This is a genomic window from Nannocystis sp. RBIL2 (assembly GCF_026626745.1).
Classification (GTDB): domain Bacteria; phylum Myxococcota_A; class Polyangia; order Nannocystales; family Nannocystaceae; genus Nannocystis.
Genome location: NZ_JAPNJW010000002.1, coordinates 1,477,084 through 1,492,762, shown reverse-complemented (window position 1 = coordinate 1,492,762; position 15,679 = coordinate 1,477,084). Strand labels below are relative to the sequence as shown.

Below are 15,679 nucleotides of genomic sequence, written 5' to 3'. Positions count from 1 at the left end.
GGCGGTCTCCTGGCGGAAGAAGCTAGGCGCCCGCGCCGCGGCGGAGAAGCGCGCGAATTGCCGCTCGCTTTTTAGTTCTGCTAACAAGTGACGGCGATGCACGATCTCTCGGGCCTGACGGCGTTGCTGGTGGTGGCAGACAAGCGCAGCTTCACGGCCGCGGCGGCGGAGCTGCGCGTGACCCCGTCGGCGGTGAGCCAGAGCGTCCGCGCGCTCGAGGAGCGCGTGGGGGTGCGGCTGCTGCAGCGCACGACCCGGAGCGTCGGGCTGACCGAGGCGGGGGAGCGCTTCGTCGGCCAGCTGCGGCCGGCGATGGCCGGGGTCGAGGCGGCGTTCGAAGCGCTGGATCAGGTGCGCGGGCGGCCGACCGGGACGCTGCGCCTGAACGTGCCGCGGGTGGCCAGCCGCTGGGTGCTGGAGCCGATCCTGGCCCCGTTCCTGGCGGCGCACCCGGAGATCCGCCTCGAGATCACGACCGACGACGGGTTCGCCGACATCGTCGCGCAGGGCTTCGACGCGGGCGTCCGGATCGGCGAGATGCTCGACAAGGACGTCGTGGCGGTCCGCCTGACGGGCGACATGCGCTCGGCGGTGGTCGGCTCGCCGGCGTACTTCGCCACGCACCCGAAGCCGAAGCACCCGCGCGAGCTGCTCGAGCACGAATGCATCAACTACCGCCGGGTCTCCAGCGGGGCGGTGTACCGCTGGGAGTTCACCGAGAAGGGTCGCGACATCAGCCTGGCGGTCGAAGGTCGGCTGGTCACGAACGAGTACGACGTGATGGTGCGCGCGGCCCTCGACGGGGTCGGGCTGGCGTACCTGCTCGAGAACTCGGTGACGGAGGCGCTGGCCGAGAAGCGCCTGGTCCGGGTGCTGACGACGTACTGCCCGCCGTTCCCGGGGCTGTTCTTGTATTACCCGAGCCGCACGCAGGTGCCGCCGAAGCTGCGCGCGCTGGTGGAGTTCCTGCGGGCGCGGCGGCGAGGGGCGACGGGCACGCTCCGTCGGAGCGCGACCTGAGGACGGCCTCGCCGGCTCGCCAAAGCTCGTCGCGCATGCAGGCCGGACCAGCGCCATGGACGAGGCCGCGGCGTGCTACCCTTGCCGTATGGGGCGAGCGGTCCTCGTGGTAGCGATGGCGATGCTCGGCTGCGAGCAGAAAAACGGCGACCCGCAGGACGAGGATTCCGCGACGGACGCCTCGACCGCGTCGGGCGGTCCGGGCGTGTCGAGCACGACCGACGCGACTCTCGGCCCGGGTACGACGACGACGACGATCGGGTTGGAACCGACGACGACCGACAGCAGCACGTCGACGACCATGGGGGAGGGGGAGAGACTGTGCCAGGCGGTCTGTGACCGACTGGTGGCGTGCGGTCTCGGCGACGCCTTCAATGGCTGTCCGTGCACGCCGACCGAGGCCAAGTGCTCTCAACAGTGGAAACTGACCCTGGAGTGCTTCTGGATCGATAGTTGCGAGTCGCTCGAAGCGGGCACGTCGCCGTGTTGGAAGGATTTCGCAAAGGCGACGATCTGCGGGGACGAGAGCTGCGAGATCTCGCAGGAGTTCGGCGAAGACGTGCCGGCCGACGGCTGCGCCTTCAACCAGGAGTGCCTCGAGGCGCCCCAAAAACGGCGCCTGGTATGCGACCAGGCGACGTGTGTCTGCGAAATCGACGGGGTGCCCTTGGTGATGGGATGCACACCGTCGGGTGTTTGTCAGGACGCCGAGCTCGCGGCGGAACGCCTCGAAGGCTGCTGCGCCTGAACCACCACGCCTTCGCGGCTGCGCCCGCTCGTGATCAGCGGATGTCCGCGACGGTCACGCCGAGCCGCTCGGCGTAGCGCTCGAGCGTCCGCTGCCAGGCGGGGCGCGCCTGGGTCCGATCGAAATAGGCCCGCAGCCGCGGGTAGTCGGCGAGGAGGTCGGTCCGACGGATCTCGCGCAGGACGCACGTGAGGAGGATGTCGGCGACTGTGAAGTCGTCGGCGGCGATCCAGGTCCGTCCGTCGAGCCGGCGCTCGATCCCGTCGAGCACGCGGTGGGACCAGCGGACCAGCGCGGCCCTCTGTTCGACGGTGCTCGGCAGGCCGCCGGCGTCGGACAGCTGAATCATGGCGACCGGCGGCTCGACCGTGGTGAGCGCGGCGAAGCACCACTGGTTCACCGCGGCCCGAGCGACGGCGTCGGCCGGCAGCGCGCCGGCCTTCTCCGCCAGGTAGAGCAGGATGGCGCCCGTCTCGGCGATGACGACGCCGTCGTCGTCGATCACCGGGGCCTGATGGAACGGGCTGATCGCCGCGAACGCCGGGCCGTTGAACTCGCCGCCGGTGTGATCGAGCGGATGGACACGGTAGGGCAGCCCGAGCTCCTCGAGCGCCCACTGCACCCGCAGGTCGCGCGTCTCGCCGATGACCTTTCGATGGACCCGGCCGAAGCCGTAGAGCGTGATCATGCGATCCTCCCTCGCCCGGGCTGTTGCGGAGCCTCGCCCTCCGTGGGGATGGTCCTGGGCCCGGGCAGCGGCAGTTTGAGCGAGAACGCTCGCCCCGTCAATGCGTACGGCAGCGCCTGGACCGAGCGGGCCCATCCACGGTCGAGGATCGACAGCGCCGCGTCGAACTCTCTCGAACGAGCCATTGCATGCACCTGCGTGACTCTTTCGCCGGACCGCAGAACACGGATAGAGCGCGACGATCCACCTGGATGGCGGGCGTCCGACGAATCTGACATCCTCGGGGCATGACGCCCACCGAGTCGGCGGTTCACGTGGACGTGCGTGCGCGCGAGCTCGCCGTGTCTGTCGCGCCCGATCGGCGGACGCTTCGACAGGACGAGCCGCTCTATCTGACCTTCGAGGTGCGGCTCGTCGCGGGCGAGCCGCTCATCCTGATCGAGGGCGGCGACTACCGCAACCGCCTGGGCCGGCCCGAGAGCTACGCAGTGGCGGCGATCGACGTCGAGCGCGGGCGCAGCCTCCCGATCCGCGACGCAGGGCCCCAGCTGGGAGGCGTGGTCGGCGGCCGGCGTCTGTCGGTCGACAAGCCGTTCCGGAGGCGGCTGTTGCTCGCGCACTGGGTCCGCTTCGAGGCCGCCGGGGCGCACAGGATCGAGATCGCCAAGCAGCTGCGATGCGCGGAAGAGCCGTGGTCCGCGGAGAGCCTGCGAAGACCGGCAGCGGAGATCGGCGTCCAGGTCGCGACGACGCTCGCGGTCCAGCCGCCCGATCGCGCGGCGCTGGGCTCGGTCATCGACGAGCTGGGACACCGGACGCTGTCCGCGGACGACACGGTCTGGCGCGAGGCGGAGCAGGCGCTCGCCACCGTCGAAGACGGCCGCGTGGTCTCGCACTACGTGCGGCTGCTGCAAGGCCCCGGGGAGCGGCCCTTCGTGGCGCTGAAGCGATTGTGTCGCCACGGGACCGACGAAGCGCTGCAGGCCCTCGGCCAGGCGCTCGTCTCGCCGGCGTATCGCTCGTACGAGGTCGTGCTCGGGCTCGGCGCCAACCCGCACCCGGGCGCCCTGGAGCTGCTCTGGTCGTTTCGCCGCGACGAAGCAGACAACATCCGCCTGGCGGTGCTTCAGGCTGTGTTTCAGCGGCGCCCTGCCGATTGCCTCGAGAGGATGCGGCGGTTCCTCGACGATCCGGAGGCCAGCGTGCGCGAGGAGGCGAGGCGGCTCGTGGCAGAGCTCGCGGGATAGTGGCGATGGCCTTTCCCCGTCGGGCGGGAGGGGGTAACGTCGCTTCGCCGTGCGCGGGACGAAGAGCACCGGGCAGTCGTGGCGGACCGCGGGCCTCGGGATCGCCGTCGCGGCCGCGCCGGTGACTGCGGCGGGCGAGACAGCGACGACGGGGGTGCGATTGTCGTGGGATGCGCCGGCGAGCGCGTGCCCCGATCGCGCGACGCTGCTGCGGCGAATGAAGCCGCTGCTCGGGGAGCAGCCGCTGGTGCTCGAGGCGCGGGCGCGCGTGATCGACAGCGGCGCGACGGTCGATCGATTTCGCCTGTCGCTGCGGCTGCGCTGGAATGGTGGCAGTCTCGAGCGCGACCTGGTCGCCGAGGATTGCGAAATGTTGGCACAGGCGACGGTCGTGCTGGTGGCAGTGCTCGCAGAGCCGCTGGCGGCGTCGAAGCGCCTGGTGGTGCCGAGCGCGGACGCGCCGCCTGTAGCGATTTTGACGGAGGCGGAGCCGCCGGGGACTGCGGAGCCGCCGGCGATGACTGCGGAGCCGCCGGCGCTCGTGCCCGAGGTCGCGGCGGCGAGCGTCCCGGAGGGCGAGGCGATGGCGGCGCCGGTGCCCGCTCGGATCGAGCCCGCGGCAGCCGAGGCGGTCGCGCCGGCCGCTCCACGCCCGCAGCCGCGACGGGTGCGACGGCAGGGCCCGGTGGCGCGGCTGGTGGCGGTCGCGGGGTACGGGGCGTTTCCACGCGGCGACTTCGGCCTCGCGGTGACGGCCGGGTGGATGTTCGATCGGGTGCGGGTCGAGGGCGGCGCGCTGGTGTTGCCGGGGCAGGGGCTCGCGCTCGGCGACGGCTCGGGCCGCGGCGGGACGCTCCGCATGGCGGCCGGGGTGCTGCGCGCGTGCCCGCGGTTCCTCGGTGGGTCGCTCGAGCTGGCGGTGTGCGGCGCGGTCGAGGCAGGCGGCAGCCGGGCCACGAGCGTCGGGCTGGTGCCGGAGCGCCGAGCCGGCGGTCCGTGGCTCGCATTCGCGCTGGGCGGGGCGCTCGACGGGTGGTTCTCGCCGCAGGTCGGGGTCCACGTGGCGGTCGACGGGTTCGCGGCGCCGGTCGCGACCACTTACGCGATCGGCGGCGTGCTGCTGGCGCCGGAGGGGCGCTACGGGGTGCGGGGGTCGGTCGGCCTGACGATCGCCCTGGGACCCCAGAAGAGCGGGCGGCCGGAGAAGAAGGGCCCGTGACGGACCAGCCTGCAGCGGAATTTCGCCCGGTTTCGCGCGGCCTCGAGGACATGGCGAGCTTCGGCCGGCTGTACCGGGCGTCCCACGGCCTGGTGCGCAGCGTGATCGCGCGCCTCGGGGTGCCGGCAGCGGCGGTCGACGACGCGGTGCAGGACGTGTTCGTGGTGCTCTACCGCCGGCGGGCCGAGTTCGACGCGGCGCGGGCGGCCGAGCCGTGGCTGGTCGGCATCGCCCGGCGCGTCGCCTTTCGCTACCGCCGCGCGCACGGTCGCCGCCAGCGCAAGCTCGCGGCGTGGTGCGAGGTGGCCGTCGGCGCGGTCGAGGAGCGGCCGTGGATGCGCGTCGAGGCCGAGCGGTTCCTGCGGCGCTTTTTCGACCAGCTCGGCGCGGACCGGCGCGAGGTGTTCGTGCTGGGCGAGCTGCACGGCCTGACGGGGCCCGAGATCGCGGCGCGGCTGGGGGTGCCGCTGGACACGGTGTACACGCGGCTGCGGGCGACGCGGAGCCTGTTCGAGCGGGCGCTGCTCGCCGACGCCGCGCGAGAGCCGGCGCCCGACCCGGCGGTGACGCAGCGCGCGTGGCTGGTGCTGCTGCCGCGCCTGGGAGAGCCGGCCGGCGCGAGCGGGTGGCTGGTGGCGGGGCTCGTCAAGGCGAAGGGCAGCATCGGCGTGCTGGTGGTCGCGGCCGCGGTCGCGCTGCCGGTGGTCCTCCGCTCGCCGGCCGAGGCGCCGGATGCCGCCCCGGCGGGCGCGAGCGGCCCGACTGCTTCGCGCGTGGCCTCATCGGCGAACACGAGCGCGCCGATCGTGTTGCCGCCGCCGCCGCCCGGCAGTCGGTTCGAGGCGATGCTGTCGCAGAGGATGGATGCTCCCGACGAGCTCGGCGCGGGGCTTCTGGCGACCGCAGTGGCCGCGTTGCAGGCCGGCGACGCGACGACCGCCCTCGCCGAGCTCGATCGCCACGAGCGCAGCTTCTCGCAGAGTCCGCTGGCGGAGGCGCGGTCGCTGACGCGGGTGCGCGCGCTGTGCGAGCTCGGGCGCGCGGACGAGGCCCGCGCGGTCGCAGCGGGCATGTCGGAGCCGGCGCGTCAGCGCGTGCGCGCGCAGCTCGACTCCACCTGCGTCGGCCGGTGATTCCTGCGGCGAAAAAAATCCTGCGGACGCGCAACAGAAACCCCGACGTGGCGGAGAAGCAGGGACATGACCGCAAGCCAAGTTCGCCTCCTCTCGTGCGTGACGCTCGCCGTGTCGATCGTCGCGCCGGCCTGCTCCATTTATAAAGACCTGCTCACCGCCACCGATGCGAGCACCGGCGACAACCCGGGAGCGAGCGAGACAGCAGGCGGCACCGAGGGCATGTCGAGCTCCGGCGAATGGACGAGCTCGGGCCCCGGCAGCGGCGTCACGGACGGCATCACGACCGGGGTCGGCACGACCGAGGAGGCGTCCGGCACCTCGAATACCGGCAGCGCCAGCGCGAGCGAGCCCGGCGAGGGCAGCGCGACGACGGGGTGCGAATTCGTGTGCCCCCCGGACATGGGCCCAGAGATCCCGCAGTGCGACCCGATGGCGCAGGACTGTCCGGCCGGGCAGAAATGCGTGTGGTACGCGACGCCGGGCGAGATGCGCCGCCGCGACCACGCGCGCTGCGTCGACGTCGTCGGCGACGGCGCACCGTTCGCGGCGTGCTCGCTGCCGAACGGGATCTGGCTCAATGTCAGCGACGATTGCGGCCCCGAGTCGTTCTGCCTCGAGGCGTTCGGGGTCACGGACCACGGCTTCTGCGCGCCGTATCCGAAGCCCGGGAGCCAGGATTGCAGCGATTTCCCGGGCACGCAGTACGCGACCGAGAACGGCTCGATCTTCCCGCACGCCTGCCTGCACTTCGAGTGCAACCCGCAGGCGCCGGAGACGTGCCCGGCCGATCTGCAGTGCCTCTTTTACCCGGCGTTCCTGTACGGGACGAACTTCTGCTGGGAGGTCCCGCCGGGCGAGCTGCCGCTCGGCGCCGACTGCGACTATGATCAATGTGGGCAGGGCAAGCTGTGCCTCCCCGCCGAGCACGTGCCCGGCTGCGCCGAGGAGCGCTGCTGCAGCGAATGGTGTGACCTCGCGGCGCCGGATTGCAGCGACCCGGCCGCGAGCTGCGATGATTTTCCGGTGTGGATGGAGGAGGACCCGTCATTCGCGACGCTCGGCGCGTGCGTGGTCCCGGGCTCGCTCGAGCCATGATTCCGCAGAGCAGGCCGTGCCCGGACGCCTGCGCCGAGGGCTCGCGGCCGGTCCACCGCAGCCGCGAGCGCTCTTCGAGCCGCGCGGGGAACAATGACCTCGCGTTCGTCCCTGGAGGGTCCGTCGAGGCCGCGGGGGCGCCGGCGTGCCGAGGTCCTCGATGAGCTCCAGGCCCCGATCCTGCGGTCCGCAAGGCTATCCCAGGGGCCGCGGGGGCTGCGCCGCCTGACAGGGGCGGCCGGCGATGCCTCGCGGCCGGCGCGGGCCCCGGGGGCGCGGAGCGGCGCCGCGAGCGACGACGTGGGGCCGTGGAGCCGCCTGCGCGAGCGCCACGGCCTCGATCCGAAGATGACATTCGGGTAATCCAATCCAGCGAGTGGGGCCTGGGCGGGGCGCCAGGGGCGCTTGGCTCGTGTGAGTCGCAAAGCCGCTTGCATGCTGAGCCTTGGTGCGGTACCTACGGACTACGCGGGTGCGTATCCGCGTAGGGTGTGGCGGGAGGTCCGTCACAGGTTCTGGAGTGGTCGGGCCGCCATTCCGCAGATCGCAGGAGCGATCGCGGAAGACGATCCCGATGCTACCCAACCTGTTGGACTCACAGTCCGTTCCGACCCTGATCAGCGCTGCGCTGACGGGAGGCGCGATCAGCCCTCTCATGAAGCAGGCGGTCGTCATTCCGGTCTTTGTCGCCTTCCTGGCGCTGCTCTGGTTCGCGTTGCGCGCGCGGCACCGGGCCCGCCCTCGCTGGCTCGACAAGTCGGCAGTGATGGCGCTGGTGATGTTGGCCCTGCTCACGAAGCCGGACCGGACGCAGCATTTGACGGCGCTGCGCGCGGCCGCCTCATTGAGCGATCCAGTGCTCATCCACGGAGATTACCTCCTCGTCTCGGCGACCACCGGGGACGCGACCGTCGCCATCGGCGTTTTCGGCAGGGTGTTCGTGTTTCAGCGCGGACGCAGCCTCCGCGGCGAAGCCGTCGAGCGACGCACGACCCGCCCCCGGCGAAGAGGCGTGAAGGCGGGCGGGGACGAGGCGCTGCCGGTCGCGTAGCGCGTCCGAGCTCGAAGCGAAGCGCGCGCCGGCCCGCCGGTCGTCGCAGGGTCAGCTGCCCTGCTTCACGAGGCGCATCTTCTGCACGCCGTCGATCATGGTCTCGCCGTCTTGCACGGGTCAGGCCACTCGGACCCTCGGTGTGTCCATCGTCATGGCGACGCGCTTTCAGCCTGCGCTCGCAGCCCGGCGGACTCACTCGGGTGAGCAGAAGCGCGGGAGCAGGACGCGCTCGACGCCGTCGTCGAACGCGATCACGAGCTTGCCCTCTCGCTCGGCGCGTACGGTGCCGGTGCCGAACTTGGCGTGACGCACCCGGCGAGGCGATGGCGGGGCGGCCGCCTCTGCGAGGGCATCGTGTCGCGTCGCATGCTCGAGCAAGCGTCGGAGTCGTTCGAGATCGTGACGCCGGCGAAGCGCCGTCCGCCCGAGCCGCACGTAGATCGCGTCGGCCGACGCGAGCGCGTCCGCGGGGCTCACGCCTCCGTGGAGCACCGAGAGCAGGGCGCGTCGCTCCGGCCATGCGGCGTCGCTGCCCGGCACCCACGTCGACCACCAGGCGGGATCGTCGATGGCGAAGGCGGCGAGGACTTTCACGGGTGAGTCGAAAGTGACGACCCAGCGCGCGAGCCCCTCCAGCTCGTGCGAGAGCGGTGCGACGAGGGCGTCGATGCGTCGCGTGGACGTGAGCTCGTGCGTGGGGCCGGAGCGCCCGAGCAGAGGTGACACGAGGAGGGTCGCGTCGAAGGTCACGCCCTCGCGTGTGAGCGCGTCACGCAGCCGATCGAGGCGTGGGGCTCGCACGCTCGCGCTCGCTCGCAGAGAGTGTCCGGGCGCGGCAGGCGAGCGCCGCCAGGAGGTGACCTCCACGCGCTGCACGAGCTCCGCCGATGCGCGCACGAACGCGTGCTCGTGCGCGACCCAGACGAGCCCGAGGCCCTCGAGGGTCGCGCGTACGGGCGCCGCGAGCAGCGACACATCGAGGGGCCGGGGCGCGTCGGCAGGTGCAGTGGCGAACGCGCGATCGATCGCGCGCGCGATACGCTCGAAGCGCTCCACGTCGAGCGTGGCGAGCTCAGGGCGGGTGCTCCCGCACTCGCGCGCCAGAACTGCCTCGAGCGGTCGGCCGTGGAACGCCACGAGAAAGGCGGCTGCCGGCGGCGCGGCGAGATCGTCGGTGAGCCCGTCCCAGCGCGAGATCCAGAGCTCGGCGTCGGCGGGCAGTCGTACTTCCCGGACGCGCTGCATGTCGGCCGCGACCGGGGCGAGCAGCCGCCGCGTCACGAGCCAGGTCAGGAGGATCGACGCGCGGGGATCGTCGTCGCGGAGGAGCACGGGTGAAGCCTCGACGAGCCCTCGCGCCTCGTCAACACGCTCGACGCACGCGGAAGCCGATCTCACCACCATGACGAGGCGCGGGCGTCCCGACGCCGCACCGGGACGCCCTGCGCGGACCGGGAGACGATGGCGCGCGGGTGCGTCGGCGCCCAGGCCGGCATGGCGGCGGCGAGACGTCGGCCGCGACCGACGGCGTCTTCCACGGGGAGGCGCCGGCGATCCGCAAGTGCATCGTTCAGGCGGCGTGCCGTGGGGATCGGCGCCCGGATTCGCTATAGTCGGCGCGATGAGCTCCGTCGAATGGTCCGACGCCCTGATCGAGGCGCTGTCACGGGCGGCCGCGCTGCCGCGAGACCAGCACGTCGCGTGGCCGCCGGCGAACGTGCCGATGCTCGACCGCGACGCGCTCGCCGAGGAATTGCGGCACACTCAGTGCCTCCCTCGCGGCCCCGAGCTGGCGATCGTCGCGCTCGCCGAGGCGGGCGACGCGGCCGACCCGGCGCTGCGGGCCGAGCTCGCTGCGCTCGTCGGCGACGAGTTCGCCGAACTGTCCTTGGAGACAGGTAGCGTCGGCGCGGCGCTGAAGGCCCGGGTGTTCGACGGCCTGCGCGTCGCCGACGGCGCGCGGGCGCTGCAGGTCGACTGGCTGCGGCCGCACCTGCGCGGCAGCGAGGGCAGGGTGCACGTCGTGATGCGCTGGAGCGGCGGCGGCGTCGAGCAGCGGGCGCGCGGCCTGGCCCGCATGCCGTCGTACATCGCCAACGACCTCCCGGTCGCGCCGGACTGGCGCGCGCGGGCCGAGGCGGCGCTGCGCTCGGCGCTCGCCGCTCCGCACCCGCGCTCTCCCGAGTCGATCGCCGACGCGCTGGTGCAGGCGCTGATCCCCGAGGAGGTCGGCGGGCGAGCCGGGTGGCTGTTGACCCGCGGGCTCGAGCTGCTCGGCATCGGCGGCGAGCGTCCGCTCGCCGAGGCGGTCGCCGGCGATACGCGCCACACGCTGCACCTGTTGTCGGTCCGGCACGAGGACGAGGCGCCCCAGTACGGCCTCTTGCGCTGGCTGGTGCGCGTCGACACGCACGAGGGCGGCGAGTTGGTCGACATCCACGAGCGCGAGGTGTTCGTGGGCTCGCTCGCGGTGGAGGACTACCTGGCCCCCGCGCCGACTGACGAAGCGGCGGCGCACGCGGCCGTCGCGGCGTGGCGGGCCGCGGCGCAGGAGTACCTCGCCCGCGAGGACGTCGAGGTCGACGTCGTGTTCATGTTCAACGGGTTCCTGAGGGCGTCGCAACCGTTGGGCCTGCTGGCGGTATGGGTCGCAGAGGGCCCGCCCGGCGCGGCGCCGCCTCCGTCGCCGCGGGCGAGGCTGAGCGAGGAGCGGCTCGCCGCGGCCGCGACGCGCGTCCGGCTGCTCGACGAGGCCGAGACCGACGCGCTGCGCGAGAGCGTCGACGACCAGCTGCTCGCGGCGCTCGAGCTCGACGGCTGGACCGTGCTGTTCTGCCCGTGCCACCGCCCGGAGCCCGGGACGTTCCAGGAGGACCGGATCGAGCTGTGCCCGCCCGGCGGGGAGTTCGAGACGATCCTGATGAGCGACCCGTGGAACGGCCACGTGATGCCGATCGACGGCGACGCGGCGCTGTTCCGGATCGTCGCCCGGTTCTGGCGCGAGCTGCTCGATCGCAACGGCCTCGACGTCGTGTACACCGACCCGCGCGACGCGGACGACGACGACGACGACGAGCCGAGCGCCAGCAGCACCAGCCTGCGCGCGTGGCTCGAGTTCCCGCTGTCCTACAACCTCCCGCCGTTCCCCGCGATCGACTGGCGCGTCTACGACCGCTCCGAGGACGACTTCATCGCCGACTTCAGCTTCTGGGCCGACGGGCCGTTCGGCATGTCGCCTGAACTTCAGGCCAGGTTCGAGGCGGCGATCGCCACGCACTACCACGCCTACGTGCGCGCGCTGATCGACCCCGACCTCGAGCCCCGCGCCGAGTGAATCGCCGTCGAGGTGGACCCCTGCACCTCGGGAGCACAGTGGCGAGCTGTGACTCAGCATCTTGGCGATGCTGAGCTGTGTCGCGTCGGTCTCACGCCCGAAGCGGCAAGCCGCAGTTGAGGGACCGGCGGGGCCGTGTGATCCTCCGCCCTCCGCAGAGCGTCGATGACTGCCTTCTTCCTCGAGTTCGAAGTCGTCCGCGAGGACCGCTAGGCGCCCCTCGTCGGGGTCGTCGAGGCCTTGCGCCTCAGCAAGCAGGAGGACGTGTGGCCGGACGACGATTTCTGGCTCGGCTTCTTCGATGCCGAGGCGAGGGCCTTTTTCTGGTGGCCGACCGCGGCGGATTTGGCGGCGTACCGTCGCCGCTGGGATGCGACCCCGGCCTCGGAGCGACCGTACGACCCGGGCCTCGAGACACCCTGGGATTTCGGGTCGATGCTCGACGCGTTCCGCAACGGCGAGTACGAGATCCTGGGCTGCCGTCGGATTTCGCCGACGACGGCGCGCCTCGAGTTCGACCCGTATGCGGGGCCGTTTGGCGGCACTGAGTGCATGCGGGCGCTCATCGAGGCGTTCGGTCACCGGGTGCTGCATGACTCCTGGGGCTGAGGCAGCCTCTTGCGGCAGGCGGCTCGAGTGAAGGCGCTGTCGCGTCAGCCCGGCGATTCATCGGCGTGCGGCGGTGAGCGTGACGCTGCCTCCACGCTCGAGCTCGAGGCGGAGCTCGGTCCCCACGGGCACCCGTGTCAGGGCATCGAAGCGATGCACGTGGTCGCCGGTGACGTCATGTCCGTCGACCGCGACGATCGCGTCGCCGACCCGCAGCCCGGCGTGCGCGGCTGGGCCGCCAGGCTGCACGAACGCGATTGTCGGCGGCCGCGCTTCCGCTCCCTCGGTCGGAACGTCTCGTCGCATCGTCATGCCGAGCTCGCCGGCCTCGTCGCCGGGCTGAAGCCGGCTTCGCGGCACCTCGAGCGGCGCCAGTTCGACCACGCTACCGTTCGAGATCCGTACACGCGTCCAGATAGTCTCGTGGTCGCTCGTCGCTCCGAAGCTCCTGGCGGTGACGATCACCGTCGCATGGCCGACAGGCACGTCGGCGACCTCGAATCGGCCGTCCGCGTCGGACACCGAGCGCTCGTCGACGTGGTCCGCCGAGCTGATGAACGCCTCTCTCCCTTCCGCGCCGAACTTCACGCGCATTCCCGGCACCGGCTCGCCGGTGTCGAGGTCGAGCACGCGGCCGCGGACGGTGACGCGGCCCGCCAGCGTGACCTCGACCTGTCCGCGCTCGCCCGTCGCCAGCGCGACCTCGGCCTTGCCCGCGCCTTCCGGCGCCTCGACTGCGACCACGAAATTACCTGCAGGCACCTGCGGGAACGCGAACGTCCCGTCGGTGCGGAAGAAGCTGTCGCGTACCTGGTAGCCGGTCGCCGCATCGCGGAGCTCCACCGAGAATCGCTCTGGTCCGCCGCCGCCGGGCAAGCGTACCCGCCCGACCAGCGAGCCCGGCGCGGCTATCTTGACGACGACCTCGCTGCCCACGGCCACCCGCTCGACGATCCCCTCGCCGCCGTCACGCCGGTGGGCCACGAGCGTATATGTCCCTTCAGGCAGGTCGCCAAACTCGAACCTTCCGTCGACGTCGGTCATCCGCGGCCGCAGGCCGCGGTCCATGCTCCACCGCATGTCGCGCAAGGTGGCCCCTGGTGAGCCGCTCTCCGGCTCGTGCAAGACCTCGACGAAGACGTCGTCCTGCGCTGCCTCGTCGCTATCCACGACCCGTCCAGAGATCTTCCCGTCCGGGGCCTCGACGACGAGGTCGAGGACAGCGGCCTCGCCGGTCTCGACCTCCACGCGCGGCGCTTCGCCGTCCTTGGCGTCGTGCATGCGCAGCGGCTGGTAGCTCTTGTTCACGCTCGCCTGGTACGCGCCGGCAGCGAGGCCGGAGAGGCGGAAGCTCCCGTCGTCGAGGCTGGTCGTCTGCGCGTAGGTCGGCCCACGCAGCAAGACCCTCGCCCCGGGGATGGCGCGGCCGTGGACGTCGTGGACCTCGCCACGGACCTCGCCGGCCGCCGGCAGCTCGATACGGATGTCTTCGAGGTCATGTCCGTCACGAACCTCGACTTCGGGCCCCTGGAGGAGCTGCGGTGGATCTCCGGCGAACACGCGCAATGCATAGCGCCCCGGCAACAGGCCTTTGACCTCGAACCGTCCGGCGTTGTCGGCCTCTGCGATTCCGCTGGTCGACTGCGCATTCGAACGGCTCGGGTCGACCTGCGGGTTCACCGTCACCGTCATCGCAGTGACGGGATCCCTGGTCGTAGCGACGACCGTACCGCGAATCGCCTGGCCCGGTCGGACCTCCCAGCGTAGCTCGCGGAGGCTGCGGTCGGCGATCGCCAGGGGCGGGTAGCTCGGCGCCGACACGAACCCTTCGCACCGGACGTCCACCTTGTAACTCCCGGGCAGCAGCCCCGGGACCCGCACCCGGCCGTCGGGTGAGATAGTCGCATGACGCTGGCCTTGGGGGTCCGAGAGGATGATCGAGCCGCGATCGCACGTGCCCCCGCCGGCGACCACGACTGTCCCTTCGACCAGGAAAGCCGGGTGCATGCGGACCTCCACCGGCGCGGAGGTTTCACCGAGGCCGAGCACCACCAGCGCCTCCGCAGCACCATATCCCTCGTCATGCAGCGCCCGCGCCTTGTAGGCACCGGGTCGCAACGCGTCGATCCTGAAGTTTCCGGACGCGTCGGTGAAGGCCGGTCCTTGGCGACCCCAGCCGCCGCCGTTGAGCGCGCTCACCTCGGCGCCCGCGACCGGCGACCCGTCGTCGGCGCGCACCACCCGGCCGAGCAGCACCGACTCCGGAATCATGAGGATCTCGAGCGTCAATCCCGGTGCGCGTCCGGAGGTTTGCGCGTCCGCATAGCCCTCCGCCGTCGCCGTCACCAGCACCTCGCCCGGGCGGACCCACAGCGAGAAGCTGCCGTCCGCGCCCGAGCGCCCGGCCGCGTCGCCCGCTTCGAGGAGCGCGCCATCGACCTCTCCGCCGCCGAGGTCGCGCACGATGCCGACGAGCTTCACCCCGCCGGGCAGCAGGGTGATGTCGATGCCACGCTCTTCCTGCCCGAAGCGCAGGGGCACCAGCTCGCGCGCCAGGGCCCCGGAGCCGCTCCGGTGCGCCCGCGGGATGAAATGCGGCGCGCTCGCGGTGATCCGATGCGGCACTGCCAGCAGGCCGTCCAGGCGATAAGAGCCGTCCGCCGCCGCGATCGTGCAAGGCCTCGCGCGCCGCTCGGACGCGCCGAGCGTCTCCGACGACGACGCCGCGCACACCGTCGCAGCCGGCACCGGGTGGCCCTCGGGATCGCGCACGTGCCCGGAGATGGCCGCCCGGTCTGCACGGCGCGGGTCGATCGGCGTCCTCGCCGGTCCCTCCACCGGAGACCGCAGGACGGTTTGCGAGGCAGTCGGTCCCGCGGAGGGAGGCCCCGCCGGGGATGGCTCCGTGAGCGCGAGCCAGCCGGCCACACCGACGATGCCGAGGCTCGTCACGAGAATGACTTTCGCGGCGATGCTCATGGAGCTGCTTGGGCTCGCGGACGGGAGCGACGCGCCGTGAGGCGCGGGCAGGACCACGACACACCAGGCCGAACGCCCGCCGAATTGCTCGTCGAGTCGAGCACGCAGGCGCTGGAGCGAGCGGTGGAGGCGCGAGCGGACGGTCGCCGCAGGAATGGCGAGCCCGCGGGCGATCTCGGCCGCGCTCTCACCCTCGAAGAACCTACGGACGATGATCTTCTGGTCCTCGGGCGCGAGCCGCTCGAGCTCGGCGAGGAGCACACGGAGCAGCTCCAGGCGCAGCAACTCCCGGTCGGGCTCGGCGGCGATCGCCCTCGTCGACGCCCCAGCCTGCTCGCGCCGCTCGCGACGCGCCTGCGTGCGCAGCTGCATGCGGAAACGGTTGCGAAGGACCGTCGCCAGCCACGGGCGCAGCGGCTGGCCGTCGTCGGCCGGCGGGTGGGACCATGCGGTCACGAGCGTGTCCTGCACGAGGTCGGCGGCGTCGTCGGCGTCTCGTGCGAGGGCGGCGGCCAGGCGTTGCAGCCAATTCATGTCCGCGAAAGCGGCG

At 72.2% G+C, this 15,679-nt stretch carries 12 protein-coding genes; 9 read left to right on the top strand and 3 right to left on the bottom strand.

All coding sequences use genetic code 11. The annotated features are described in order from the left end of the window. Positions 1–96 precede the first annotated feature (96 nt). Together OV090_RS31105 and OV090_RS31100 are read left to right on the top strand one after the other, a co-directional pair. On the top strand, positions 97–1,020 hold the full coding sequence (locus OV090_RS31105) for a LysR family transcriptional regulator (RefSeq protein WP_267708281.1): 924 nt from the start codon (positions 97–99) through the stop codon (positions 1,018–1,020). A 115-nt stretch (positions 1,021–1,135) separates the two neighbouring features. Further along, complete coding sequence (locus OV090_RS31100) at positions 1,136–1,768, top strand: hypothetical protein (protein WP_267708280.1); 633 nt, start codon at positions 1,136–1,138, stop codon at positions 1,766–1,768. A 34-nt stretch (positions 1,769–1,802) separates the two neighbouring features. On the opposite strand, the gene OV090_RS31095 is transcribed toward OV090_RS31100, so the two are convergent. After that, positions 1,803–2,456, bottom strand: coding sequence for a glutathione S-transferase family protein (locus OV090_RS31095; RefSeq protein WP_267708279.1), 654 nt, complete (start codon positions 2,454–2,456; stop codon positions 1,803–1,805). Positions 2,457–2,743: 287 nt separating this feature from the next. On the opposite strand from OV090_RS31095, the gene OV090_RS31090 reads away from it, so the two are divergent. The 5 genes from OV090_RS31090 (at position 2,744) to OV090_RS31070 (ending at position 8,204) form a co-directional block, all read left to right on the top strand. Beyond that, on the top strand, positions 2,744–3,703 hold the full coding sequence (locus tag OV090_RS31090) for a hypothetical protein (protein WP_267708278.1): 960 nt from the start codon (positions 2,744–2,746) through the stop codon (positions 3,701–3,703). 49 nt (positions 3,704–3,752) lie between these two features. Beyond that, positions 3,753–4,922 (top strand): hypothetical protein, encoded by a 1,170-nt coding sequence (locus OV090_RS31085; RefSeq protein WP_267708277.1) that lies wholly within the window; start codon positions 3,753–3,755, stop codon positions 4,920–4,922. A gap of 50 nt (positions 4,923–4,972) precedes the next feature. Continuing rightward, complete coding sequence (locus OV090_RS31080; protein WP_267708276.1) at positions 4,973–6,055, top strand: sigma-70 family RNA polymerase sigma factor; 1,083 nt, start codon at positions 4,973–4,975, stop codon at positions 6,053–6,055. Between the two features lie 66 nt (positions 6,056–6,121). After that, complete coding sequence (locus OV090_RS31075) at positions 6,122–7,153, top strand: hypothetical protein (RefSeq protein WP_267708275.1); 1,032 nt, start codon at positions 6,122–6,124, stop codon at positions 7,151–7,153. A gap of 655 nt (positions 7,154–7,808) precedes the next feature. Then, on the top strand, positions 7,809–8,204 hold the full coding sequence (locus OV090_RS31070; protein WP_267708274.1) for a hypothetical protein: 396 nt from the start codon (positions 7,809–7,811) through the stop codon (positions 8,202–8,204). A gap of 195 nt (positions 8,205–8,399) precedes the next feature. Here OV090_RS31070 and OV090_RS31065 read toward each other — a convergent pair whose 3' ends face one another. Next, positions 8,400–9,971: a hypothetical protein gene (locus OV090_RS31065; protein WP_267708273.1), complete on the bottom strand. Its 1,572-nt coding sequence runs from the start codon at positions 9,969–9,971 to the stop codon at positions 8,400–8,402. Here OV090_RS31065 and OV090_RS31060 point away from each other — a divergent pair. Next, entirely contained in the window at positions 9,931–11,541 is a 1,611-nt protein-coding gene (locus OV090_RS31060) for a hypothetical protein (protein ID WP_267708272.1), read from the top strand. The two genes, OV090_RS31065 and OV090_RS31060, sit on opposite strands and share 41 nt — an antisense overlap. A gap of 240 nt (positions 11,542–11,781) precedes the next feature. Then, positions 11,782–12,150, top strand: coding sequence for a hypothetical protein (locus OV090_RS31055; RefSeq protein ID WP_267708271.1), 369 nt, complete (start codon positions 11,782–11,784; stop codon positions 12,148–12,150). Positions 12,151–12,207: 57 nt separating this feature from the next. Here the strand turns inward: OV090_RS31055 and OV090_RS31050 are convergent, their stop codons facing one another. Further along, positions 12,208–15,663, bottom strand: coding sequence for a sigma-70 family RNA polymerase sigma factor (locus OV090_RS31050; protein ID WP_267708270.1), 3,456 nt, complete (start codon positions 15,661–15,663; stop codon positions 12,208–12,210). Positions 15,664–15,679: the final 16 nt, after the last annotated feature.